The organism is Marinobacter guineae, assembly GCF_002744735.1.
GTDB lineage: Bacteria > Pseudomonadota > Gammaproteobacteria > Pseudomonadales > Oleiphilaceae > Marinobacter > Marinobacter guineae.
This window is the reverse complement of record NZ_KZ319343.1, coordinates 78,204-103,688: the sequence shown is the minus strand read 5'-3', so window position 1 is coordinate 103,688 and position 25,485 is coordinate 78,204. Positions and strand designations below refer to the sequence as shown.

Here is a 25,485-nt window from a genome sequence, read left to right as displayed (position 1 = left end):
GGACCTTTTTTATTTGCCCATCCGCACTGTGTTCCAGGAGCCTTACTCAGCTTTCGAGAAAAGGTGGGTGACATTTCCAAGGCCTGCTGCCAACTTCCCCTTCTCCGCTTTCTTCTTCCTGCCCTTGGCCACATACAGAGGCAGCATTTCACCGTAGAGGCTGGTACTGATCGTGCGTTGTTCGTCTTCCAGACGATCCCTCCGCAGTTTGATGCCGTATTTCGCCAGCTTGGGCTCCAGCTGGTCTGCGCGGTTCAGAAGGTCCCGCCGGGTCATCTGGTAGGCGTGTTCGCAAACCATGCGCCGGGACTGGAAACTGAACACATTGGAGAAGAACAGCTTGGCGTCGTCACGAGTGGGCTCGAACAGCAGAATGTCCTTATCGGGGTAGTCTCGGGCGTATTGGGCAATACCGGACTGCATTCGTGAGTACACCATGGTCCGGAACATCTGGGACAACAGATTGGGCATACCGGAATGGGTCAGCTCACCTGGCTTCATGGATCCGGCACGAACCGCGGCACTGGCGTCAATGGGCACCTGGGGATTCACGGCGAACACAAGGTCTGCGCCATCCTCAAAGGCAACGGATGCGTGCAAACCCTTGCGCAGGGTGCCATCCACATAATAGCGGCCATCAATATCCACGGGCACATATAGACCCGGCGAGGATGTGCTTGCCTGAATCGCCTTGGAAATGGGCACATGATCAAAGCCAGGAGCGCCAAAACAGACCGCCTCCGTACTCTCGACATCGGCAGCCACAATGTAGAGGCTACGCTTCAGCTGACGAAAATCATTGGTTCGCCCGAGCATGGTAAAGGCACGCTTGAGGTACTCATGCAGACCTTCGTTATCAAACAGTCCCGCCGGCGATGCCTGCGCCAGAATGGTCATGGCTTCCAGCAGGCTCTGATCATAGGGGTTATTTACAAACCTTCGGACCGCGGTTGAAACCAGCCCGGGCACCGCCAGCAAACGGCTGCCAATTTCCCGGAACGCAGGACGGAAAAATACTTCTGGATGAAAAGGGTGAACTTCCGCCTCATTGCGAACGAAAATCCGGCACAGTTGCGCGGTGGTCATCTGGTTGGCGAGATTCGCCGCCACAAAGGAGCCGGCATTTACTCCGACATAAACATCGATATTGTTGAAGTCGAGGCCGTCCAGCGCTTCATCGAGGGCACGCAATGCTCCGATCTCGTATATTCCGCCCAAAGGACCACCACCGCCCAGGGCAAGCCCGATGCGGGGAGCGGATTTGAGATCAGCTGATGCCTTCATAGCCTTTCCTTTTTCCGGAGAAAAAATGCGATTCCGTATTCTGAACCGCCGGATACTGCAGGTAATAAGGTAACAACCGGTTTTAGTATTTACACCCTATATTCACCAAATCGCCCCGTTCTCAGGACACTGCCGCCTCGGAAACCGCCATGGCGCTTGACTTGCCGGGTCTCAGGTAGCGGCCAAACCCTGCGTTTCTCAGGGCCAGATCCACACAACTCTTGATGACGTGGGGAGAATCCAGCAGCAACACATCTTCCAGTAGCTGTACGGCCCATTCCCGGCTAACGCTTCGAATCACCGATTTGACCTTGGGCAGACTGGCAGCGTTCATGGACAGAGAATCGTAACCCATGGCCATGAGCAACAGCGCGCCACCTGGGTCCCCAGCCAACTCTCCGCAAATTCCCACCGGCTTCCCGACCGAATGAGCGTCCTGGGCAATCCTGACCAGCGCCTGAAGCACCGCCGGGTGATAGGAATGATAAAGCTGGGCAACCCTTGGGTTGTTGCGATCTACCGCCAGAAGGTACTGGGTCAGATCGTTGGAGCCCACCGACAGAAAGTCCACCCGGTCTGCAAACTCACGGATCTGATAGACGGCGGCAGGAATCTCGACCATCACGCCTACTTTGGGCATATGTATGTCGTAACCCTCTTCACGAACCTCGTGATACACCCGGTAAATAAGGTGCAGGGACTCTTCCACCTCTGAAATATTCGAAATCATGGGCAACATGATCTGCAGGTTGTTCAGGCCCTCGCTGGCCTTGAGCATCGCCCGTACCTGAACCAGGAAGATCTCCGGATGGTCCAGCGTTACCCGGATACCACGCCAGCCAAGAAAGGGGTTTTCTTCCTGGATCGGGAAATAGGTCAACGCCTTGTCGCCACCGATGTCCAGGGTACGCATGGTTACCGGGCTGGGCGCAAAGGCTTCGAGCTGCTCCCGGTAATACTCACGTTGCTCCTGTTCGGAGGGAAACCGGTCTTTGATCATGAAGGGCACTTCGGTCCGGTACAGACCAATGCCCTCAGCTCCGTTGGACAGCGAGCGGACAACGTCAGTCATCAGCCCGGTGTTTACCAGCAGAGAAACGCGGTGATGATCGGTGGTTTCACAGGGCTTGTCCTTGAGTACTTCCAGTCCACGGATAAGCTCATCTTCTTCTTCACAGATCGCCTGATAGAACGACCTCAGGTCCGAGGAAGGTGATGCGAATATCTGGCCCTCAAAACCGTCAACGATCAGTTCCCTGCCGTCGAGCTGGTTGACCGGGATATCCACCAGCCCCATGACTGTGGGCACGCCCATGGCCCGGGCAAGAATCGCGACGTGGGAGTTGCTGGAGCCCTTGACCGACACCAGGCCGACCAGCTGACCCTTGGGCACCTCTCCCAACATGGCGGGCGTCAGCTCCTCGCTCACCAGGACGGTCCGCTCGGGGTAATTCAGATGCTTCTGCTCCCCCTCCTGGAGATGAGACAGCAGACGGCGACCAAGATCCCGGATATCAACAGCGCGTTCCTGGAGGTAATGGTCTTCCATCATCTCGAAGTGACGGATATATTGCTGAACTACCTGTTTCAACGCACCCTGGGCCCAAACCCCTTCCCGGATCTTGTTTGCGACCTCGCCGGGCATGGCATCGTCGCCCAGCATTCTCAGGTAGACATCAAACAACGCCTGTTCTTCCGGGCGCAGCTGTGAGGCGAGTCGTTTGGCAACGCGTTCGATATCCTCCCGGACCGCCTTCACCGCAGACCGGAACAGTTCCAGTTCCCCATCGATGTCGTCGGTGGGTTTTTCAGGAACAACATCCAGATCCGCCGACGGGTAGACCACAACACCAGTTCCGATAGCCACACCGGGAGCACCGGGTACACCACTGAAGCTGACATCGTGAGCCTCTTCACCTGTCAGCGACAGGCCACTGATAGCGCCGGTGGCCTCGCTGTGGGCAATCACACCAGCCAGCTGGGCAGATACGGTTACCAGGAAGGCCTCTTCACCTTCATCGAAACACCGGGAGCTTTCCCGCTGCTGGACAACCAGTACGCCCAGAACACGACGGTGGTGGATGATGGGAACACCGAGGAAAGACCGGAAACGCTCCTCCCCGGTTTCCGGAAAGTAGCGATAGCGCGGATGGGACGGCGCATCCTCCAGGTTGATGGGCTCTTCACGGGCGCCCACCAGACCGACAAGGCCTTCAGAATACGCGAGACTCACCTGCCCGACCGCTTTCTGGTAGAGACCTTCGGTGGCCATCAGGATATAGCGATTGGTAGCGGGATCGAGCAGGTAGACGGAACAGACCTCCGTTGCCATGGCCTTCTGCACCCGCGATACGATGATATCCAGCGCCTCCTGCAAATCGCGGGCGCTGTTTACCTCTTGTACTAGACTTCGCAGAATGCTCAGCATGGCGGTCTCAGTCCGTCATTTCTGTTGTTCCTTTAAACGCCGATTCTGCTCTGCCCGTTGCCACTGCTCCATGTTGTAGAACAGTCGCGGCGCAAGCTCTCTCAGCGCACGTCGATACACTTCACGCTTAAATGAAACCACCTGGCCCAACGGATACCAGTAGCTTACCCACTGCCAGCCATCGAACTCCGGTGAATCCGTACCATCCACGCACACCTGCGCGTCTGGCGATAACATCCTCAGCAGGAACCATTTCTGTTTTTGGCCCACACAAACGGGGAGCGAGTTGTGCCGTACCATCCTCCTCGGGAGTCGATACCTCAGCCAGCCCCGGGTGCAACTGATGATTTCCACATCGTTCGCACAAAGGCCGATTTCCTCTCCAAGCTCCCGGTACAGTGCTTCCTCGGCTGATTCATCATGCTTGATGCCACCCTGTGGAAACTGCCAGGAGTCCTGCCCTATTCGCCGTGCCCAGAGAACCTCTCCCCTGTGGTTGGCCAGAATGATTCCGACGTTGGGTCTGAAACCGTCTGAATCGATCACGGCACAGTCCTCTTAAAAAGTCGGTAGACCGGGATAAAAATTCACCGGTCGGATTTATCCAAGTTGCTCTCATTCTTACAGAATCCCAAGGGTTCGGCAAACGCAGCCGTTGAGGACAGGTCGTGTTAGACTTTGCGCTTTCCCGCAAGCCCTGTGATCACCGGAGGTAACAGCTTGACGCTCGCAATTTTTGATCTGGACAACACCCTTCTGGCCGGCGACAGCGACCATGCCTGGGGTGAATTTCTGGTAGAGGAAGGCATTGTGGATGCCGAGGAATATCGCCTTGCCAACGACCGTTTCTATCAGGAATACCTGAACGGCGAGCTGGATATCCTGCACTACCTTGGCTTCGCCCTTCAGCCCCTGGCCAACCACAACATGAGCGAGCTACTGGCCTGGCGGGAAGCTTTCATGGAGAAAAAAGTGCGGCCCATGATGCAGGCCAGCGCCGAAGATCTCCTGAACAACCATCGGGAGCAGGGCCACACCCTGATGATCATTACTGCCACCAACCGCTTCGTGACCGAGCCCATTGCCGAGGCGCTCGGCATTGAGCATCTGATTGCCACCGAACCCGAACTGGTCAACGGCCGCTACACTGGCGAAGTGGCGGGAACCCCGAGCTTCCAGGACGGCAAGGTCAAACGCCTGAAGGACTGGCTGAAAGCCCATGGCAGGACGCTTGAAGGCGCCTGGTTCTACAGCGACTCCCACAACGACCTGCCGCTACTGAAGAAAGTGGACAACCCGGTAGCCGTTGACCCGGACCCGACTCTGGAGGCGTTCGCAAAGAAAAATGGCTGGAAAGTGATGTCACTGCGAGGTTGAAACGCGAACATGGGGTCAGATGAAAGCGTTCATCTGACCCGCTTTTACCTTTCTCAGAAGAAGCCGGTCAATGACCGGACAAAACAGGACTTGATGTAATCGGTTTCAGGAATCCCCGGAATCACCGGATGGTCCGGGGCCTGATGCCCCTGTTCCAGCAACTGGACAAAGCGGTCAATCTTGCGGCCACTGCCTCGGATAATATCCACCAGCTTTTCCTGCGAGAGATGCATCGAGCAGGACGCGGACACCAGAATGCCATCCCGCTCGAGCAACCGCAGACCCAACTGGTTCAGCCGCGCATAGGCTTCTTCCCCCGCCTTCTGATCCCTGCGCCGGGGAATCAGTGCCGGCGGATCCAGCACCACGATATCGAACTTTTCCTTCTCATCCGCCAGCGCCTTGAGCGCCTCAAAGGCATCGCCCTCAATCGTCTCCACATTGTCCAGGCCATTGAGCCTGGCATTATGATGAACCGAATCAATCGCGCCTGCCGAACTGTCCACACAGGTCACCTGAGTGGCCCCGGCACAGGCCGCCTGAATTCCCCAGCCACCGACGTAACTGAACACATCCAGAACCCGCTTGCCCGGCGCATAAGCCTGCAGACGCTGACGATTCATCCGGTGATCATAGAACCAACCGGTCTTCTGACCACCCTCCAACGGTACTTCGAAACGGACCCCGTTTTCCTCAACTTTCAGCAGACTGACCTCCGGGCCATGGGCCTGCGCCACATAGGTATCCAACCCCTCGACCTTGCGCATCTTGCCATCGTTCTTGAGAATGATCGCCTCCGGATGCACCAGACGCTGAATAGCCCGGACAACCGCCTCCTTCATCAGCTCCATACCCGCAGTGGAAATCTGCACCACGACCGTGCTGTCAAACCGGTCAATCACTAGCCCGGACAGCCCGTCACTATCCCCGAAAACCCAACGGTAAAACGGCCTATCAAACAGTCGGTTCCGCAACTCCAGAGCCACTTCCATCCGCTGGGTAAGCCGCTGCGGCGTCATACCATGGCCAGGATCCCGGCTGATCAATCGCCCACAGATCAGCGCATGGGGATTCACAAACAGCGTGCCCAGCGGCTTGTCATTCGCCGCCCGAAGCTCCGCCTGAACACCGGCCTCAAAATCCGTCAGCGGACTGCGGCGGGTATCCACCTCGTTGCTATAAACCCAAAGATGGCCTGCACGGAGACGGCGTTCTGCGCCTTTTCGAAGATACAAAATCGGAAAATTCATGAGAAACACCAGCCAAACAAGGGTAAATAAGAGTGCGCGATTATAACTTACGAGGCGTCGCACAGATGCACGGGAGTGGGCGGGCAGGGCTTTCGAAAACTGTGCGGAGCCATGGATGGCGGAGCCCAAGCGTCACATGGACGTGCCGCAAGGAGCGCGTTTTCGAAAGCCCTGCCCGCCCGCTCCTGCACGGAGATTAACAAACGGCCTTATTCCTCGGCAGCCACATGCTCCGCATAAGCCGTAGAATCCATGAGGCCATCCAGCTCACCGGCATCCACCAGCTTCACCTTGTACAGCCAGCCATCGCCATAAGGATCCTCATTGACCTTCTCCGGCTCATCCTCAAGGCTCTCATTCACCTCAATAACCTCGCCGGTCACCGGGCTGAACACATCCGAAGCAGACTTCACCGACTCCGCCACGCCGGCCTCCTCACCGCCGTTAACCGTCGCACCCACATCCGGAACACCGATATAAACCACATCACCCAGCTGCTCCTGGGCAAAATCCGTAATACCAACCGTCGCCGTGCCGTCGTCAGACACGCGAACCCACTGGTGCGTTTCAATGTATTTCAGGTCTGCGGGTATCTCACTCATAGTCTGCTTTCCTGGACAAATTTTTGCGCAGTTTAACCGAAGACACTAGCTCCAGCGAACCTCTCTTGCCAGCTTCATGAACGAATTCAGATAATCCACCGTCCGATCCCGCTCGCGAAGACCCAGAAAGATCTGCTTGGGAATACCCTCCTTGCCAAGCTGCACCGCTTTTACCGGGATCCGCCCCCCGTAATCTTCCACCAGCCATCGAGGCAAGGCCGCCACGCCACGCCCTGCCGCCACCATCTGCAGCATGATGTCCGTGGTTTCTATGGTTTTATGGCGCGCGGGGCTGGTGTGGGCAGGCAGGAGAAAGCGCGTGTAGATATCCAGCCGTTCAATCTCCACCGGATAGGTAATCAGAGTTTCGTTTTCCAGATCCTCCGGTTCTGCCCAGGGCTTACCTGCCAGCGGGTGGTCCGCACCCACCACCAGAACCTGTTCGTAATCGAACACCGGCTCAAAGATCAGGCCGGGGCGATGTAACGGGTCCGGCGTCACCAGCATATCGATGTCATGGCCGAACAGGGCACCAATGCCACCGAACTGGAATTTCTGCTTTACATCCACATCCACGCCCGGCCACAGCTCCAGATAGGGCCCCACCACTTTCAGAAGCCACTGGTAACACGGGTGGCACTCCATACCGATGCGAAGGGTTCCCCGCTGCCCCCTGGCGAACTGACCAATCAGCATCTCCGCATGTTCGATCTGCGGCAACAGCCGGGTGGCAAGGGAAAGCAAATACTCACCTGACTGTGTCAACCGGAGTTGCCGCCCCTCTCGTACCCAGATGTCCGTGCCAAGCCGCTGCTCCAGCTTTCCGATCGAATGACTCAGGGCCGACTGGGTCAGATACAGCCGCTCGGCCGCCGCCGTCAGCGAACCCTGCTGATCCACTGCCCTGAGGATCTCCAGATGGCCACGCTCAATCATCTCGCCTCCAAACATGAGCCAGTTTCATAGTTACCTGAAATTTTACCATTATTTTTCATCTAACCAGAGCGGTAACCTTCCTTCTCTTGCAATCAACACGACTGACCAGAGGACAAACCATGGTGACCACCCACAATCTTGGCTTCCCGCGCATTGGCGCCCGCCGGGAACTGAAATTTGCCCAGGAAGCCTTCTGGAAAGGGCAAATCAGCGAAGAAGAACTGCAAATCACTGGTGCCGGTCTGCGCCGAACGCACTGGCACAGTCATCGAAATCTCGACCGGGTGCCGGTAGGCGATTTCTCGTTTTACGATCAGGTGCTGGATATGAGTTTCACCCTCGGTAACCTGCCCGAGCGTGTAAGCAAGTCGGAGGGCAGCGCCCTGGAGCGGTATTTCCGGGTGGCCCGGGGCCGGTCCGGCCACGATCCTTCCTGCTGCAGCGTACAGGCCGGAGAAATGACCAAGTGGTTCGACACCAACTACCACTACATCGTGCCGGAATTCCACCGGAACACCCGTTTCCGGCTGAATGCCGACCGCCTGATTGAGCAGATCAGCGAAGCCCGGGCCCAAGGACTGTCTCCTAAACCGGTCATTATTGGCCCGGTGACCTATCTCTGGCTAGGCAAAGCCAAAGACGACAGCGACCCACTGACCCTGCTGGAGTCTCTTCTGCCCGTGTATTCGGAACTTCTGGACTTGTTTTCGAACCACGGCATTGACTGGGTTCAGGTGGACGAGCCAGCCCTGGTCACGGATCTGGATGCTGACTGGCGCCACGCCTTCAGCCTGGCCTACTACCATCTCAAAACCAGCAGCCCAAAATTGTTGGTAACCACTTACTTCGGCGAGTTGCGGGAAAATCTGCAACTGGCCTGCGAACTGCCGGTTGCCGGCCTGCACCTGGACACTGTCAGCTCGCCACAGGAAGCAGCCCGGGTTGTGGACTGGCTGTCACCCCACAAGCACCTTTCACTGGGTGTTATCAACGGCCGAAATATCTGGCGAACAGATCTGGGTAAAATCCTGGACTGGCTGGAACCGGTCCATGAAAAGCTGGGCGATCGTTTGTGGCTGGCGCCGTCCTGCTCGCTACTGCATGTGCCGGTAGATCTCGACATCGAACACAAGCTGGACCCTGAAATACGCAGCTGGCTGGCGTTTGCCCTTCAGAAACTGGACGAGCTGGATATACTGGCCACCGCACTGAACCAGGGCAGAAGCGCAGTCCGTCAGGAACTGGCTGAATCCGCGGCGGCGACCAAAAGCCGGGAAATGTCCGACAGGGTTCGTAATCCCTCGATAGAAGCCCGAATCCAGGCAATCCGCCCGGACCTCGGTGACCGGCAAAGCCCCTACTCTGAACGCATCACCGTGCAACAACAGAAACTTGCCCTGCCCCCGTATCCAACCACAACCATCGGGTCCTTCCCCCAGACACAGGACATCCGTCAGGCTCGCCTGCAGTTTCGCAAAGGCGAACTGACAGAGGCAGCCTACACCCAACGGATCCGTGAGGAAGTGAGACGTTGCATTGACGAGCAGGAAGCCCTGGGCCTGGATGTTCTGGTGCATGGCGAGGCAGAGCGCAACGACATGGTTGAATACTTCGGCGAACAGCTTGAAGGTTATGCCTTCAGCCAGTTCGGGTGGGTCCAGTCTTACGGTTCCCGCTGCGTGAAACCGCCCATCCTGTTCGGCGCCATTTCCCGCCCGAGAGCCATGACCGTGGAATGGATTCGCTACGCCCAGTCACTGACCGACAAGCCAGTAAAGGGCATGCTGACCGGTCCCGTGACGATTCTCAACTGGTCCTTCGTACGGGACGACCAGCCCCGCATGGATACCTGCCTGCAGCTGGCACTGGCGATTCGCGAGGAAGTGCTTGATCTGGAAGCCGCCGGCGTTGGCATTATCCAGATAGACGAAGCCGCCCTGAGGGAAGGCCTCCCCCTCCGCAAATCGGACTGGGCAGGTTATCTGGACTGGGCCATTGAGGCGTTTCGCATCGCGGCCAACGGTGTCGGCGATGGAACCCAGATCCACACCCACATGTGCTATTCAGAGTTCAACGACATCATCAAGGCCATCGCCCGCATGGATGCAGACGTGATCACCATCGAGACATCCCGGTCTGACATGGAGCTTCTCAACGCGTTCCGCGGTTTTCAGTACCCGAACGATATTGGCCCCGGCGTCTACGACATCCATTCGCCCAACATTCCGGCCAAGGGGCAGATGAAGGCGTTGATGACGAAAGCCGCGGAGCAGATTCCAGCCGAGCGGCTATGGGTAAACCCGGACTGTGGACTTAAAACCCGTCAATGGGAGGAAGTGATTCCGGCCCTGAAAAACATGGTCGCGGCAGCTCGGGAATTACGGGAGGGAATTCAGTAACCGGTGCTGCTCTGATCCAGATCGAACTGGAACTCCGTGGCCCGGCAGACTTCCGTAGTGAAGTCGCCGGTGTCATGGAATTCGAACCAGCGATAGCCGGGCGGCAAGTCCTCAACCGCGAACTTGCTGGAGCCGGAGGTGAACTGAATGCAGGTAGACGGCGTGGCCATCAATTGCACCCCATGGCGCTCAAGTTCGTGTTCCTGATGGATATGCCCCCACAACACAATTTTTACCTGGGGAAACCTGTCCACAACCCGCCAGAAGGCCTCCCGGTTGGTAAGGCCGATTTTCTCCATCCAGTCTGAGCCGATATCCACAGGATGGTGGTGCAGCGCGACAACCGCCGGCAGGTGCGGATGTTTTGCCAGCGTTTCTGCCAGAAATTCCAGCTCAGAGTCAGCCAGGGCGCCGAAGACTTTGCCGGGCACAGACGAATCCAGCATCACAAACTGCCAACCGCCCTGGATCACATGGCGGTGGTTCGCACCATACTCAGCGGCGACTCTTTCCAGGTTCTCGACATGGTCGTGATTACCGGCAATCCATACAGAAGGACAGGAAAACACTTTCAGGCTGTCGCCGAACACCTGATAGGCATCCACCGAGCCATCCTGAGCAAGATCCCCTGTTGCCAGGATAAGATCCGGCTGGCCGTGAACCCTCAACACTTCACTGATCACAGCCTGCAGGCTCTCCCGGGTTTTAACGCCCAGCAGATCCCCGTCGGCACGGGCCATCAGGTGCGGATCGGTCAGCTGTAATACCCGGAGCGGCCGGGTTTTTTCCTTGATGGTCATGGCGTTCTGGATCTACTCTCTGCGCAACACTTCATCTGGACACAAGTGTACGACGTGAGTTCAGGGATTTATCACTTGTGAACCGAACAAAAGTCACATTCTGGCCAGGCTCTGACAATATATTGCAATTTTTGACAACTATGGCACATCAGAAAGCCATAACCACACCACTTCAGTACTGCCTGCCGCTCTATAAAACGTCGTTTCAGTCGACGCCTTCACCGGCAGACCAGGCGGCATGTTCCATGGGAAGATGCCCAAACCGCAAACAATAATCCAGCCAGTCGGCCAGGAAGCCGTTGACCTGGACCTTCTCGTCCGGGTGGTGCATAAAACGGTTGGGATAGTCATTTACAGGGGCAATCTGGCGGTCCCGGTAGCAACTGATGACCTCCGCCATTGAAGCATCGTGATAAACCCGAACGGTCATTTGCGGATTATTGAGCCAGCGCCCCGAGTTGTGCACCTGCTCAAGCAACAGGGTTTCGGTGAATCGTGCGGTTTGCAGCACCTGGATGCGGACCCGACCCAGATAATGATTCTCCCGGTGCAACTCAAACTCGCACACCGGCTTGCCGTCCACTTCCAGCTGACGCAGTTTCTGCAGTCTCCGGTAGTTGCCATCACACAGGGCACCGAGCTGGCGCAGGTCCGGAACATACCGCTTGGGCTTCATGGTCCACTCACCCATTACTGCCACCCTTGTCTCAAACGGGCCCGATTAAGTTCGAGCCACTGCAGAGCAATAATGGCGGCGGCGTTGTTGATTCGACCATCGTGGATCATCGCTATGGCATCTTCCGCAGACACCACATGTGCACGGATATCCTCGTGTTCATGCTCCATGCCATAAAGTCCGCCGGCATCTTCGGTGCTGACGCGACCGCAATAGAGGTGGATCATCTCGGTGCTGCCACCGGGTGAAACCAGGTAATCGCAAATCTTGTCCAGCGGTTCAAACGTAAGCCCGGCCTCTTCCTGTCCTTCCCGCTGGGCAACCTCTTCCGGGCTTTCACCATCCTCGTTCATACCGGCGACCAGCTCAAGCAACCAGGGTGACTGGTCGCGACCCAGGGCGCCGAGGCGAAACTGTTCAAGCAGCACGACTTCGTCCCGCTCCGGGTCATAGGGAAGCACGCAGGTGGCGTCGCCCCGGATGAACAGTTCCCGGGTAAACACGGGCATTTCCCGGCCATCAAAACGCGCGTGTGTCAGCCAGAGCTTGTCCATGCGGAAAAAGCCCTGGAAGACGGTTTCGCGTTTTTCGACTTTGACGTCGCTGGCTTTGAACTGGAACGGCTTGGTCATCTTTTATCCGGTTGCTGAATCGACTTTGAACGATAGCCTTTTGTTAGGGCTTACTTCAAGCTCCACTCTTATACTTTGGCTTTGGCCCTAGCCTGTGAGTTTGGTGGTGGGCATGTCGGGACTTTCCTTCCAAAACACGCTCCTTGCGGCACCCCTCCGGGGTCCAGCCTGCAATCATAGATTGCAGTCGTTCGGCTGTCGCATGAAGCTTCGCTTCATAAACGCTCGGCCTCACCCATGTGGCGCTTGGGCTCCGCCATCCATGGCTCCGCACAGTTTTGGAAGGAAAGTCCCGACACACCCGATCTAACAACGTGCAATTCGCAAATAACACCCGTCAAACGAGAATCTGAGAACGACGCCTTGCTAGCAAAGGCGGGGCTTCAAGGCGATATTGCCCGAGTCAGATTGAGCCGGGGAGGCGGCCCCGTTCAGAAACGTGCGGAGCCAGGGATGGCGGAGCCCGAGACGCACAGGGACGTCTCGAGTCGTTTTCTGAACGGGGCCGCCTCCCCGGCTCACATTCCGGAATTGTCAGGCTGGGAGAAAATAAACCCGAGAGTCAGATCTTGTCGTAGAGCTTACTTCCAGACTCAACAAACTCCCGGGATTTCTCCTGCATGCCCGCGTCAATCGCAGAAACCTCATCAAGTCCATGCTCCCTGGCATAATCCCGAACTTCCTGGGAAATCTGCATGGAACAGAACTTCGGGCCGCACATGGAGCAGAAGTGGGCCACCTTGGCGGACTCCTTCGGCAGGGTTTCATCGTGATAGGCACGGGCCGTGTCCGGGTCCAGTCCGAGGTTGAACTGGTCTTCCCAGCGGAACTCGAAGCGGGCCTTGGAGAGGGCGTTGTCGCGAATCTGGGCGCCCGGGTGGCCTTTGGCCAGGTCGGCGGCGTGGGCGGCGATCTTGTAGGTGATAATGCCGGTTTTCACGTCGTCCTTGTTGGGTAGACCCAGGTGCTCTTTGGGGGTGACGTAACAGAGCATGGCGCAGCCGTACCAGCCGATCATGGCAGCGCCGATGCCGGAGGTGATGTGGTCGTAACCCGGGGCGATGTCGGTGATCAGTGGGCCGAGGGTATAGAACGGGGCTTCGTCGCAGCATTCCAGCTGCTTGTCCATGTTCTCCTTCACCAAGTGCATGGGCACGTGACCGGGACCCTCGATCATGCACTGCACATCGTGCTTCCAGGCAATCTTGGTGAGTTCACCCAGGGTTTCCAGTTCACCGAACTGGGCAGCGTCGTTGGCGTCGGCGATGGAGCCGGGGCGCAGGCCGTCGCCGAGACTGAAGGAGACATCGTAGGCTTTCATGATTTCGCAGATGTCTTCAAAATGCTCGTACAGGAAGCTTTCCTGATGGTGCGCCAGGCACCACTTGGCCATGATCGAACCGCCCCGGGAAACGATGCCGGTGGTGCGCTTTGCGGTGAGCGGCACATGGTGAAGGCGGACGCCGGCATGGATGGTGAAATAATCCACACCCTGCTCGGCCTGCTCGATCAGGGTATCCCGGAAGATTTCCCAGGTCAGGTCTTCAGCTACGCCGCCTACTTTTTCGAGAGCCTGGTATATGGGAACGGTGCCGATCGGTACCGGGGAGTTGCGGATAATCCATTCCCGGGTTTCGTGTATGTTCTTGCCGGTGGACAGATCCATAATGGTGTCCGCGCCCCAGCGAATACCCCAGGTCAGTTTCTCGACTTCTTCCTCGATGGAGGAGCTCACTGCAGAGTTACCGATGTTGCCGTTGATCTTCACCAGGAAGTTACGGCCGATGATCATCGGTTCGGATTCCGGGTGGTTAATGTTGGCCGGGATAATCGCGCGGCCACGGGCCACTTCATCCCGTACAAATTCAGAGGTGATTTCATCCGGCAGGCTGGCGCCAAAGGACTGCCCGGGGTGCTGGTCTTTCAGCAGTCCCTGTTCCCTGGCTTCCTGCAGTTTCAGGTTTTCCCGGATGGCGATGTATTCCATCTCCGGCGTCACAATGCCCTGGCGGGCGTAGTGCATCTGCGAGACATTGTGGCCCGGTTTGGCCCGGAGTGGCTTGCGTTCATCCATGAACCGAAGCGGATCAAGCTGCGGATCCTTCATGCGGCGACGGGTGAACTCGGAAGAGTAGCGGGGCAATTGCTCAACATCGGCCCGCTCGGCAATCCAGGCGGCACGGAGTGGTTTCAGGCCTTTACGCAGATCAATAGTGGCTTCAGGATCTGTATAGGGGCCGGAGGTGTCGTACACCACAACCGGAGGATTTTTTTCGCCTCCCATCTCTGTTGGCGTATCCTGCACGGAAATTTCCCGCATAGGCACCCGAAGATCGGGTCGGCTGCCCTCTACGTAGATCTTGCGTGAGCTCGGCAAAGGCTTGATGGCGGCGGAATCCACCTGGGCGGAATCACTGAGGTAATCTGGTAAAGTTGTCATCATTCGCTCCCGGAACAGTTCGTTGGTTTTCGGGTCGCGTATGACGGAGCTTCGGCACGGATTCCAATTGCGAGAATACTGGCCACTCAGCATTGTGGTCTTAAATCCCTACGCCGGTATTATCCGGATCAGGTCGCGGGTTCTGCGTTGCAATCTCAGCCGGCTGCCCCTATTTCATAAAAAGGCAGACCAGCACCCCGTCAAGACGCGAATCTGTATAGCATGACACTCGAAATGAGTGCTGTTTGCAAGTGTAGAGGTGCGGGCAATTATTGTCCATAATGGCCAACCAGACCCCGGCGGCTCAGGAAAACAAGGCCGCCCAGCGTGGCTTGTTGCCTTAAGCGCCCCTTAAAACGGGTGCAGACGCGTAAATGTATTCAGGAGACATAATGAAGAAACGACTGCTTTCCGGACTTATTGGCCTCATGGCAGCCCAGCCTGCTCTTTCCATGGATCTGGTCGAGACCTATGAGAAAGCACTTTCTTACGACTCCGGCATTGCCGCTGCCCGCGCGAGCTTTGAGGCCCAGCAGGCCGCCAGCGACGTCAGTCAGAGCGCCCTGCTGCCCCAGGTAGGCGCCTTCGGCGAAGCCAACCATACAGATCTTGACGGGGAAACCCAGAACACCTCCTACAAGTCTACGAGTTACGGGGTCCAGTTGAACCAGCCGCTGTTCCGCGCCGATGCATGGTTCCGCTACGATGCCAGCCAATTCCAGACTGATTCGGCCCGGGCTCAATACAACCTCGCCCAGCAGCAGTTGATCCTGGACGTTGCAACGGCCTACTTCAACGTACTCAGGGCCCGCGACACGGTGACCACCGCTCTGGCCACCGAGGCCGCCATCCAGCGCCAGTACGAACAGGCGCAAGAGCGCTTTGACGTCGGCCTTATCGCCATTACCGAAGTCTATGAAGCACGCGCCAGTTACGACGATGCCAAGAGCCTGCGAATCGCGGCGGAAAATCAGCTCAATATTGCCAGGGAGCAATTGGCACGTTTGACCGGTGATTACCCGGAAGATATTGAAAACCTGCGCAGGGCCTTTCCGCTTGACCGGCCAGAGCCCACGGACCCGTCCGCCTGGGAACTAGTGGCCCTCGCGCAGAACTGGTCCATTCAGTCTGCCATCTACGAACTGAACGCCAGCGAAGCGAGCCTGAAAGTAGCCAAAGCCGGCCATTACCCGACCCTGGATCTGACCGCGTCCTATGGCGACACCCAGATTGATGGCGGCAGGACTAACCAGTTCGAAGGTACCCAAGGCGTCATCGGCGTAACCCTGAACGTGCCACTGTATTCCGGTGGTGGCACCCAGGCATCCGTGCGCCAGCAACGCTCCCTGATGACCGTGGCTGAACAACAGCTCAATACGGTGCGAAGGGATGTCCGGGTGAATACCCGGAGCCTGTTCCTGACGGTAAACAACAACATTGAGACTGCCTCGGCCCTGGCCCAGACCATTATTTCCCGGCGTAGTGCCCTGGATGCAACCCGTGCGGGCTATCAGGTGGGAACACGGAACATCGTTGAGGTACTGGATGCCGAGCGAGCCTACTACGTGGCGCTGAGAGACTACGCCAACGCCCGCTATGACTATGTGATCAACTCACTTCAGCTCAAACAGGTAGCCGGTACTCTCAGCCCGCAGGATCTGCTCGAGCTGAACAAATGGCTGAGCGAGACCGCTCCGGGCATTGAGGCATTGGCAAACGAGGACGAAACACTCGACGACCCGACCCAATAATAGCCAGGCGGGTGATCCGGCTCGCCCGCCTTTCGGCCCCGCCTCGATTCAGACCCGCTCAATGATACCATCGACGACCTTGTCCAGGGCTCCCCGGTTTTTATTAACCACAGCCAGAGCCCTGCGGCCAATGGCTTTACGCTCTTGCTCATCACTGAACAGCGATGACACATGGGCAGCCAGATCATCTGAATCGGCAACCAGTTTGACACCTTTGTCATCAAGCAGACGCTGGTATATGGTCTCGAAATTGAAAATGAAGGGCCCTGAAAAAACCGGAATCCCCCAGCCAGCCGGCTCCAGGGGATTATGTCCCCCACGTTCAATCAGCGAACCACCGACGAAAGCCAGATCACTGGCGCCATAGAGCATCATCAGCTCGCCCATGGTGTCGCCCAGGTACACCTGCGCACTGCCAGGGTCTTCACCCAGCGATCGCCGGGCCAGGCTGAGCCCCTCCCGCATGGCTTTCTCGGCCACTGACTCAAAGCGGTCCGGATGTCGCGGAACCAGAATCAGCAGGGCCTCTGGATGGGCTTGCAACACCTTCCGGTGTGCCGCCAGCAGCTGTTCATCCTCGCTGCCATGCGTGCTGCCGGCAATCCAGACTGGCCGGCCGGTCAGGCTCTGCCTCAGTGCACTGGAAGCCGCCCGGACCTCATCCGGAATATCAACATCAAACTTGACGCTGCCCGTGACAGCCACTTTCGCTGGTGCAACACCTATGCGACGGAACCGTTCGGCATCTTTTTCCGCCTGGGCGGCAACCCAACTGATACTTCGCATAATGGGTGCTGCAAGGCTTCGGATTCGCTCGTACCCGCGCGCAGAGCGCTCGGACAGACGGGCATTGATGAGAAAAACAGGAACCCGGCGGGCCCGGCACTGGCGAATCATGTTCGGCCAGATTTCGGTTTCCATGATGACCAATATCCGGGGGTTGGCCCGGTCCAGAAACCGTCGGATAGCGCCCGGAGTATCGTAAGGCGCGTAGGCATAATGCACCTGATCACCAAACATCTTCTGGGCCTGGGCCAGCCCGGTATCGGTCATGGCTGTCATCAGAATAGTGATACCCGGATTTCGGGCAAGAAGGCGTCTGATCATGGGTGCGGCGGCAATGGTTTCGCCCACAGAAACAGCGTGGACCCAGACCACGGTTCCACTCATAGCAGGCACTAGCCCGAGGCGTTGATGCCAGTTACGCCTGAGATCCGGTGCACGGCGACCGTTCCACCACAGGCGCAGCAAAATGAACGGCAAAATGAGCCTTATCAATTGGGAATAGATAAATTGCAGCACACAGGACTCCGGGCAAAACAGTGCGCTATCATAGCGCAAAACCTATTGATTTGCTTCCGATTGATCGGACTGTCCAGTGAGCCGAGAACGATCAAGACACGACCTGGAAGGACCCGCTTTACGTGAACAGGAAATACCGCAAACAACCGCGAAATACCGATTACTCTGCCTACCTGCACCCCCGTTGGTGGTCTACCTGGTCAGGCATTCTGGCCATGTGGTGTGTTTCCCGGCTGCCGATCCGCGTCCAGTGGTGGCTTGGCAAGGTTGCCGGACTGCTGGCATACCACCTTGCTCGTAGCCGCCGCCACATTGCCGAGGTTAATATCCGGCTGTGCTTTCCCGAGCTCAGCGCCGCGCAGCAGTCTGCGCTCGTGCGCAACGCCTTTATCGCCAATGGTATCGGTTTGCTGGAACTGGGGATTGCCTGGTTCCGAAACCCGGCCGGATTGACAGACATCACCCGGGTTCATGGCCTGGAGCATTTTGAGAAAGCCCTGTCCGAAGGCAAAGGCGTTCTGCTGCTTGGCGGCCATTACAGCACTCTGGACCTGGGTGGCAGCCTGGTCACCGAATTCATTGAAGCTGACGTGATGCAGCGTGATCACAACAACCCGCTAATGAACGCAGTTATGACCCGGGCCCGTGAGCGCCGGTATGGCATCGTTCTGGGCGCGAGAGATTTGCGGGGCCTGTTCCGCAGCCTGAAGAAAAACCGTGCGGTGTGGTACGCCACGGACCAGGATTATGGTCGCAAAGACATCGTGTTCGCGCCCTTCTTTGGCATTCCCGCAGGCACCATCACCGCAACCTCACGCATTGCCGAACGCAGTGGCTGCAAGGTAGTACCTTTCAGTCACTTCCGCAGGGAAGACGGCCCCGGGTACGATATTTACTTCCACCCGGCTCTGGAGGACTTTCCCAGCGGGAACGACCTTCAGGATGCAACGCTGATTAACAAGACTATCGAAAGAGAAGTCCGACGCGCCCCGGACCAGTACCTGTGGATGCACCGGCGCTTCAAGACTCGTCCGGACCCGAACGATCCCGGCTTTTATGGCCGTCGCTGACCCCTACAACCCCGGGGCAACAAGGAGGCGGGCATTCAGTGCCTGACAACCATGCCAAAGCCCAGTGACCAGGACTCGGCCGCACCAGTGGTGTGGCTTCTGACTGACAACAAGCCGGGGCACCGGAACCAGCTGAAAGGTCTAGGCAATCGACTTCGCGTGCTCGCCGGGGCAAGCCTGTACTGGATCGACGCCTCCGGCATAAAGGTTCCGCTCTGGCGAACCCTTCTGGCAGTTGCACCACATATGGAACCGGAACTGCCACACCCCGATCTTGTGATCGCAGCAGGATCAGGCACGCACCGGCTGTTACTGTCCCTGCGAAAGCTCCGGGGAACCAGAACACTGGTCATAATGAAGCCCGGCTTCCCATTGTCGCTGGTCAGCGGTGCTCTGATTCCTGCCCATGACCGTACCCAGCGCGATTCCCGAGTATTCGTTACCGAGGGTGTTGTGAATACCATAACGCCTCTGGCAAAGATCACCGAGAAGCGGGAAGCGCTTCTGCTGGTCGGCGGACCTTCACCGCATTTTGACTGGGAAGATGATGTCATCTTCGGGCAGGTGTCCCACCTGATCGGGCAATATACGGACTGGCGCTGGACCATCAGCAGTTCCAGGCGAACCCCGGAAGCACTTCGGGATCGACTGGACGAACTCGCCGGGCTTCGGATTACCGTTGTTCACCCGCAGCAAACTCACGAGGATTGGCTCAGCCACCAGCTGTCTGCCTCTCGGGCAGTCTGGGTGACGCCGGACAGTATGTCCATGGTATGCGAAGCCGCGACTTCCGGTGTTCCGACCGGGCTTTTCGAGTTATCCGCCAGGCCCGGCAGCCGGGTAGCGGAGGGCGTAGACCGGCTGGTCCGGGAGGGATACATTGGCCAGTGGCGCGACCATGCCAGTGTCATGGCCGGCAAGGTCAGCCATGCTCACACCCTTTGGGAAGCCAATCGTGCCGCCCGCTGGGTACTGGAACAGGGGCTTCTGCCACAGAAACACAAAGCCAACCAACGCCACCACAAGGGGACCAAGCGTTGAGAATTCTCCAGGCACTGCCGGCGCTTTACAGCGGCGGAGTGGAAAGGGGCACCGTGGAGTTCGCCGCGGACCTCGTCAAACGCGGCCACGAATCGTTTGTTGTCTCAAAAGGTGGCCCCATGGCCGAGCAGCTCCGCGGCCAGGGCTCGAAACACATATTCATGCCCATACACCGGAAGACCCCGGCGTCTTTCGGGCAGATCCTGCCAATGCGAAAACTGCTGCGGGAGCTGAATCCGGACATTGTGCATGTCCGCTCCCGCATGCCGGCCTGGATCATTTTCCTGGCCCTGAAAAGCATTCCGGCCCATGAACGCCCTGCAATCGTGTCCACCTTTCATGGCATGTATTCGGTCAACCCCTACAGCGCGATCATGACCCGGGCTGACCACATAATCGCCGTGTCCCAGTGTGTCCAGAACTATGTTCTTGACAACTATCCCGTACCGGAAGAAAAACTGACGGTCATCCAGCGTGGCGTGGATGTCGATGCCTTCCGACAGCGGGAGCTCAGCTCCCAATGGCTGGACCGCTGGTTCCGGCAGTACCCCCAGCTGGCTGACCAGAAAATCATTATGATGCCCGGTCGCATCTCACGCTGGAAAGGCCAACTGGATTTCCTGGCCATGATGGCGCAGTTGCTACGGGAACGGCCGGATTGCCATGGAATCATCGTGGGCGGCGCCGAACCCGGTAAGGAGCATTTCCTGGAAGAGCTGGAAAAAGAACGCGCCCGCCTGGACCTGACCGACAAGGTCAGTTTCCTCGGGCAGCGCAATGACATGACGACCCTGTATCTGCTGGCAGATGTGGTCTGCCACATGAGCACCAAACCGGAACCCTTCGGCAGGACGGTTACCGAGGCCCTGGCCTCCGGCACACCCGTTGTTGCCTATAACCGGGGAGGGGCAGCGGAAACCTTGCAGGCCTGCTTCAAAGAAGGACTGGTGCCACCGGACAATATTGGGGAATTCGCCCAGACGGTATCCCGGCTGCTCGATTCCGAACCGCCGGCCATCGACATTCCCTATCGATTCCGTCTTGAGGCGCAAACGGAGGCGACATTGCAGGTTTACGAGAAAGTACTGAAGCAGGCCGCTCACCGGACATGAACCCGTCGAGACGATTAACCATCGCATTTCTCCTCGCAACGCCCGGCACAACCTGGGGTGGCATGGAGCAACACACGGCCGATCTGGCCGGAGCCCTGGCCGACCGCGGTCACAGGGTCCATGTGCTTGGCCACCGGGCTTACCGTGAGAAATTTCCGGCTAATGTCGGATTTCATCCGCTACCCTTCCATCTGGGGCGCCGGAACCTGTGGCTGCAACTGGCCCTCCGCCGATGCCTGCGCCGGCTGTCGCCGGATATTCTTCACGCTCAAGGCAACAAGGCCGCGCAACTTGCCAGCAAAACCGGAAAATTGGCACGGGTGCGGGTGCGGGTGGGCACGGTTCATGGCACCAAATCCAGTCATAAAGCCTTTGATCGCCTTGACCGGGTTATTGCTGTCAGCCCTCAGATTTTCAGGACTCTGCAGCACCCCAACAAACACCTGATCTACAACGGTGTGGACGTCACGCGCAGGCCCCTGGGATCCGAAGACAGTCCTGCGCTGCAAACAGGTATCACCAATGTGATTGCCGTCGGACGACTGGAGACGGTAAAAGGCTTCGATGCCCTAATCAGGGCCTGGTCGAGGCTTGGAGCATTAACAGTATCCTGTCACCTGACCATCTTCGGTGAGGGCAGCGAGCGACAGCCGCTTGAAGGTCTTATCCGCCAATCCGGCCTGGAAAAACAGGTCACCCTTGCAGGTTTCTGCCAGAACCTGGCGCCGGTCTATGAGCAGGCCCAGCTGACGGTGATCAGCTCCAGGCGGGAGGGATTCCCCTATGTCCTGGTGGAGTCGCTGCTATACGGGTGCCCAGTTGTATCAACGCCGGTGTCCGGGCCCCGGGATATTCTTCCAGCCGCAGCAGTTAGCCCGGGGCACAGCGACCAAAACCTCGCAGACCTGCTGTCCGGATGGTTAACCGACCTGGATGCCCTGAATGAAGCGGAACAACCGGCAATGGCGTTTGCCCGGGAAACGCTGACGCTCGAGGCCATGGTGGCTCAGACCGAAACCCTCTATCTCGAGGCGATTGCTTAAAATCCGGGAAGCGGACACAGGGGCCACGATTGTTCGAGCTCGATCAGTCGGTCGTACGATCTTTCTCCAAGGCCGCCAGCATCTGCAACTCCCTGGCCTTGGCCAGCCGCATGAAATTGCGGTTGGCGGCAATGATTGCGACACTGAGGCCAAACCAGCCGTTCAATACCTGCCGGTGCACCAGATAATATTTCAGAAACTTCACAGGAAACTCCACGAACAGCCGGGCGTTCGAGATCTTCCTGCCCTTTTCTGCCAGAAAGCGGGCCTGTTCCGTCGATAACTGACAGTACTTGCGCTCCATCTGCTGCAGCGAAATCAGAGTGCGATGGAGGACATCGCCTTTCAGATCCAGAACCCGACCGGCTTTTACCTGCGGCCGGTCATTGTTGCTGTCTTTTTCCCCCTCGATCACGGCCTTGGTGCGGTTGTAGAGCCTCAGGATTTTTTTTGATTTGTCGTGCCGGAATGGGTGCCTGGGGTTCGGCTGGGAGAGCACCCAGCGCATTCTGAAACCTGCAATGTCGGAATCCACGGGCTTTGAAAACAGCTCCCTGATATTGCTCACCAACTCGTCCGAAAGGACTTCATCGGCATCCAGGTCCAGCACCCAGTCATTCCGGCACAAACTGGCGGCGAAGGCTTTCTGGCAGGCGAACCCTTGCCAGTCATGATGAACAAAGCGGGCGCCCGAGGCTTCTGCGATTTCACGGGTTCTGTCAGTACTCCCGGAATCGACTACGATGATTTCATCAGCCCAGCCGGAAACCTTTGCCAGGGATTCCGGCAGTCGCAGTTCTTCGTCCTGGGTGATGTAATAAACGGATAACGGTAGCTTCATCACAAATCCTGGTGGCTGGGCGGTCAGTTTACAGATCGGTCAGAACAATATCATGGTCGCCTTATGATAAGATTACGCGCCTGATTTTGATGTTTTTCCAAGGCATTCTCCAACTCAAGCCCGGAGTGCACCCATGATTCACCCCGTCATTATGGCTGGCGGCACCGGCTCACGGCTTTGGCCGATGTCCCGGCAGCTGAACCCGAAACAGTTCCTGAAACTGACCAGCGGCCCCCTGTCGATGCTGCAGGCCACCGTTGCGCGGCTTGAGGGCATGGACACAGCGAACCCGCTGCTGATCTGCAACGAAGAACACCGGTTTCTGGCAGCAGAACAGATGCGCCAATCCGGCCACGAAGATACCCGGATTATTCTTGAGCCGTGCGGACGCAATACCGCCCCCGCCATCGCACTGGCTGCCCTTCAGTTGTGTGAATCCGTGGAAAACGGCACCGATGATCCCCTGATGCTGGTACTGGCGGCTGATCATCTGATCAGGGATGTCACTGCCTTTCAGGAGGGAGTCACAAAGGCCATTCCCCTCGCCCGGGAAGGCAAACTTGTCACCTTCGGCATCGTCCCCCACCATCCGGAAACCGGTTATGGCTACATTCACCGGGGTACCGAACTGGGCCCGGACAGTTACGCCGTCGACAAATTTGTTGAAAAGCCTGACCAGGCAACAGCGAACCGCTACCTCGACTCCGGAGAGTACCTCTGGAACAGTGGCATGTTTCTGTTCGGTGCCCGCCAGTACCTTGAGGAACTGGAAGCTTATCGCCCCGACATTCTCACCGCATGCCGTGCCGCCATCGCCGATGCCGCTGACGATCTTCACTTTACCCGGGTAAGCGCCCAGCGCTTTGCCGAGTGCCCCTCGGATTCTGTTGACTACGCGGTGATGGAAAAGACCGACAAGGCCGCCGTGGTTGCCCTGGATGCCGGTTGGAGCGATATCGGCTCATGGTCGGCACTCTGGGAAGTCAGCGACAAGGACCCGAACGGCAACAGTCTGACCGGGGATGTGATTACCCATAATACCTCCAACACCCTCGTGCGCGCAGACAGCCGCCTGGTGGCGACCCTTGGCGTGGACAACCTGGTCGTCATCGAAACCAAGGACGCGCTGCTGGTAGCCCACAAGGACAGCGTTCAGGACGTGAAAACAATCGTCGAGCAGATAAAGAACGATGGCCGGCATGAACACATGAACCACCGGGAAGTTTACCGGCCATGGGGCGTCTATGACTCCATAGACAACGGTGCCCGCTACCAGGTGAAGCGCATCACGGTAAAACCCGGTGCCAAGCTGTCTGTACAAATGCACCATCACCGCGCCGAGCACTGGATCGTGGTCAGTGGCACTGCACGGGTTACCAACGGCGACAAGACTTATCTGGTGACCGAGAACCAGTCCACCTACATTCCTATTGGCCAGGTCCACTCTCTGGAGAACCCCGGCGTGATAGACCTGGAACTTATTGAAGTTCAGTCAGGCTCATACCTGGGCGAGGACGACATTGTTCGCTATGAGGACCGGTACGGCCGAAAATGAGCAAGTTCAAGTATTTCGTTATCGCCGGCCTGCTCAGGATCGCCGGCTGGCTTTCTCTTGCTGGCGCCCAGAGGGCTGGCAGATTCGTCGGCTATCTGGCGTGGCGGCTGCCAACCAAGTCCCGCCAGGTGACCGACATCAACCTGTCGATCTGCCTGCCTGAGTTTTCCGGACCCGAGCGCGCAGCCATGTCAAAAGCCTCCCTGGCCCAGACTGGCATGACCATGCTGGAAGTGCCTTTGATGTGGGAATGGCCGGTTGAAAAATGCCTTGGCCTGATCCGCGAAACCGAAGGCCTTGAACTGATTGACGACGCCATGGCCGGTAACAAGGGGCTGATCCTGCTCGCACCGCACCTTGGCAACTGGGAGCTGGCCGGCCTGTTTTTTTCTTCGCGCTACAAGATGGCGGCACTCTACAGCCCCCCGAATATGCCCGAATTCGAGGACTACATGATCAAGGTTCGCGGTCGGCTTGGCTCCGAACTGGTCCGGGGCGACCGACGCGGCCTGGCCCGGCTGGCCTCGATCCTGCGGGAAGGCGGAGTCGCCGGCATCCTGCCGGATCAGTCACCGCGGGGTAAAGGCAATGCCTTTGCGCCCTTCTTCGGCATGGAAGTAAAAACCATGACTCTCGCTTCCAAACTCATTCAGCGTACCGGAGCCAATGTCCTGATCACTTATGCAGAACGCCTGCCAAACGCCAGAGGGTTTCGAATCGTCGTCCGGGAAACCGGGCCCGGCCTGGGCGACAGCGATCCGGTTGCCGCCACAACTGCCATGAATCACGCCATTGAACAGTGCGTCCGGGAAATCCCGGAGCAGTATCAATGGGAGTACAAGCGGATGCGTCATCGGCCGCCAGGAGCGATTAACCCCTACAACCCCGATCGTGTATGTTAACCACGCAACAAAACACCAGACCGAGCTATGCGGAAAATATCACA

Annotated in this window: 21 protein-coding genes and 1 riboswitch; of the genes, 9 read left to right on the top strand and 12 right to left on the bottom strand. The window is 57.7% G+C overall.

Features of this window, described 5'->3' with window-relative positions:
* Positions 1-42: 42 nt before the first annotated feature.
* The 3 genes from CLH62_RS19225 to CLH62_RS19215 all read right to left on the bottom strand — a co-directional run bounded on the left by CLH62_RS19225 (position 43) and on the right by CLH62_RS19215 (position 4,258).
* The gene (locus CLH62_RS19225) at positions 43-1,284 is read right to left on the bottom strand and encodes a patatin-like phospholipase family protein (protein ID WP_099619807.1); all 1,242 of its coding nucleotides are present in this window, start codon (positions 1,282-1,284) and stop codon (positions 43-45) included.
* A gap of 121 nt (positions 1,285-1,405) precedes the next feature.
* On the bottom strand, positions 1,406-3,712 hold the full coding sequence (ptsP, locus tag CLH62_RS19220; protein ID WP_099619806.1) for a phosphoenolpyruvate--protein phosphotransferase: 2,307 nt from the start codon (positions 3,710-3,712) through the stop codon (positions 1,406-1,408).
* A 15-nt stretch (positions 3,713-3,727) separates the two neighbouring features.
* On the bottom strand, positions 3,728-4,258 hold the full coding sequence (locus CLH62_RS19215) for an RNA pyrophosphohydrolase (RefSeq protein WP_099619805.1): 531 nt from the start codon (positions 4,256-4,258) through the stop codon (positions 3,728-3,730).
* Positions 4,259-4,432: 174 nt separating this feature from the next.
* Between CLH62_RS19215 and CLH62_RS19210 the strand changes: the two genes are divergently transcribed.
* On the top strand, positions 4,433-5,089 hold the full coding sequence (locus tag CLH62_RS19210; RefSeq protein ID WP_099619804.1) for a histidinol-phosphatase: 657 nt from the start codon (positions 4,433-4,435) through the stop codon (positions 5,087-5,089).
* 53 nt (positions 5,090-5,142) lie between these two features.
* Here CLH62_RS19210 and CLH62_RS19205 read toward each other — a convergent pair whose 3' ends face one another.
* From CLH62_RS19205 to CLH62_RS19195, 3 genes are all read right to left on the bottom strand, one after another.
* Positions 5,143-6,339 (bottom strand): class I SAM-dependent rRNA methyltransferase, encoded by a 1,197-nt coding sequence (locus CLH62_RS19205; protein WP_099619803.1) that lies wholly within the window; start codon positions 6,337-6,339, stop codon positions 5,143-5,145.
* A 209-nt stretch (positions 6,340-6,548) separates the two neighbouring features.
* Positions 6,549-6,941: a glycine cleavage system protein GcvH gene (gene gcvH / locus CLH62_RS19200; protein WP_099619802.1), complete on the bottom strand. Its 393-nt coding sequence runs from the start codon at positions 6,939-6,941 to the stop codon at positions 6,549-6,551.
* Between the two features lie 45 nt (positions 6,942-6,986).
* On the bottom strand, positions 6,987-7,877 hold the full coding sequence (locus CLH62_RS19195; RefSeq protein ID WP_099619878.1) for a LysR family transcriptional regulator: 891 nt from the start codon (positions 7,875-7,877) through the stop codon (positions 6,987-6,989).
* Between the two features lie 119 nt (positions 7,878-7,996).
* Between CLH62_RS19195 and metE the strand changes: the two genes are divergently transcribed.
* Positions 7,997-10,276 carry a 5-methyltetrahydropteroyltriglutamate--homocysteine S-methyltransferase gene (metE, locus tag CLH62_RS19190; protein ID WP_099619801.1) on the top strand — a complete coding sequence of 760 codons (2,280 nt, stop codon included), beginning with the start codon at positions 7,997-7,999 and terminating at the stop codon, positions 10,274-10,276.
* Here the strand turns inward: metE and cpdA are convergent.
* From cpdA to thiC, 4 genes are all read right to left on the bottom strand, one after another.
* Positions 10,270-11,076: a 3',5'-cyclic-AMP phosphodiesterase gene (gene cpdA / locus CLH62_RS19185; RefSeq protein WP_099619800.1), complete on the bottom strand. Its 807-nt coding sequence runs from the start codon at positions 11,074-11,076 to the stop codon at positions 10,270-10,272. The two genes, metE and cpdA, sit on opposite strands and share 7 nt — an antisense overlap.
* A 205-nt stretch (positions 11,077-11,281) precedes the next feature.
* The gene (locus CLH62_RS19180) at positions 11,282-11,767 is read right to left on the bottom strand and encodes a DUF1249 domain-containing protein (RefSeq protein ID WP_099619799.1); all 486 of its coding nucleotides are present in this window, start codon (positions 11,765-11,767) and stop codon (positions 11,282-11,284) included.
* On the bottom strand, positions 11,767-12,384 hold the full coding sequence (locus CLH62_RS19175; RefSeq protein WP_099619798.1) for an NUDIX domain-containing protein: 618 nt from the start codon (positions 12,382-12,384) through the stop codon (positions 11,767-11,769). The genes CLH62_RS19180 and CLH62_RS19175 overlap by 1 nt, the downstream gene beginning before the upstream one ends.
* Positions 12,385-12,946: 562 nt before the next feature.
* Positions 12,947-14,824, bottom strand: a complete 1,878-nt coding sequence (gene thiC, locus CLH62_RS19170; RefSeq protein WP_099619877.1) for a phosphomethylpyrimidine synthase ThiC — start codon at positions 14,822-14,824, stop codon at positions 12,947-12,949.
* 87 nt (positions 14,825-14,911) lie between these two features.
* Positions 14,912-15,034, bottom strand: a riboswitch (TPP riboswitch).
* A 182-nt stretch (positions 15,035-15,216) separates the two neighbouring features.
* Here thiC and CLH62_RS19165 point away from each other — a divergent pair.
* Positions 15,217-16,575 (top strand): TolC family outer membrane protein, encoded by a 1,359-nt coding sequence (locus CLH62_RS19165; protein ID WP_099619797.1) that lies wholly within the window; start codon positions 15,217-15,219, stop codon positions 16,573-16,575.
* A gap of 48 nt (positions 16,576-16,623) precedes the next feature.
* On the opposite strand, the gene waaA is transcribed toward CLH62_RS19165, so the two are convergent.
* A complete protein-coding gene (waaA, locus tag CLH62_RS19160) occupies positions 16,624-17,877 on the bottom strand; it encodes a lipid IV(A) 3-deoxy-D-manno-octulosonic acid transferase (protein WP_099619796.1) in 1,254 nt (417 codons plus the stop codon).
* A 122-nt stretch (positions 17,878-17,999) separates the two neighbouring features.
* Between waaA and lpxL the strand changes: the two genes are divergently transcribed.
* The 4 genes from lpxL to CLH62_RS19140 are packed head-to-tail and all read left to right on the top strand — an operon-like array spanning position 18,000 to position 22,143.
* Positions 18,000-18,947, top strand: a complete 948-nt coding sequence (gene lpxL, locus CLH62_RS19155) for an LpxL/LpxP family Kdo(2)-lipid IV(A) lauroyl/palmitoleoyl acyltransferase (protein ID WP_211285853.1) — start codon at positions 18,000-18,002, stop codon at positions 18,945-18,947.
* Between the two features lie 51 nt (positions 18,948-18,998).
* Positions 18,999-19,988 carry a mitochondrial fission ELM1 family protein gene (locus CLH62_RS19150; protein WP_099619795.1) on the top strand — a complete coding sequence of 330 codons (990 nt, stop codon included), beginning with the start codon at positions 18,999-19,001 and terminating at the stop codon, positions 19,986-19,988.
* Positions 19,985-21,100: a glycosyltransferase family 4 protein gene (locus CLH62_RS19145; protein WP_099619794.1), complete on the top strand. Its 1,116-nt coding sequence runs from the start codon at positions 19,985-19,987 to the stop codon at positions 21,098-21,100. Before CLH62_RS19150 ends, CLH62_RS19145 begins: the two co-directional genes overlap by 4 nt.
* The gene (locus CLH62_RS19140; protein WP_099619793.1) at positions 21,097-22,143 is read left to right on the top strand and encodes a glycosyltransferase; all 1,047 of its coding nucleotides are present in this window, start codon (positions 21,097-21,099) and stop codon (positions 22,141-22,143) included. The genes CLH62_RS19145 and CLH62_RS19140 overlap by 4 nt, the downstream gene beginning before the upstream one ends.
* Before the next feature lie 43 nt (positions 22,144-22,186).
* Here the strand turns inward: CLH62_RS19140 and CLH62_RS19135 are convergent, their stop codons facing one another.
* Complete coding sequence (locus tag CLH62_RS19135) at positions 22,187-22,984, bottom strand: glycosyltransferase family 2 protein (RefSeq protein ID WP_099619792.1); 798 nt, start codon at positions 22,982-22,984, stop codon at positions 22,187-22,189.
* Positions 22,985-23,117: 133 nt separating this feature from the next.
* Between CLH62_RS19135 and CLH62_RS19130 the strand changes: the two genes are divergently transcribed.
* Together CLH62_RS19130 and CLH62_RS19125 are read left to right on the top strand one after the other, a co-directional pair.
* A complete protein-coding gene (locus CLH62_RS19130) occupies positions 23,118-24,539 on the top strand; it encodes a mannose-1-phosphate guanylyltransferase/mannose-6-phosphate isomerase (protein ID WP_099619791.1) in 1,422 nt (473 codons plus the stop codon).
* On the top strand, positions 24,536-25,441 hold the full coding sequence (locus tag CLH62_RS19125; protein ID WP_099619790.1) for a lysophospholipid acyltransferase family protein: 906 nt from the start codon (positions 24,536-24,538) through the stop codon (positions 25,439-25,441). Before CLH62_RS19130 ends, CLH62_RS19125 begins: the two co-directional genes overlap by 4 nt.
* Positions 25,442-25,485: the final 44 nt, after the last annotated feature.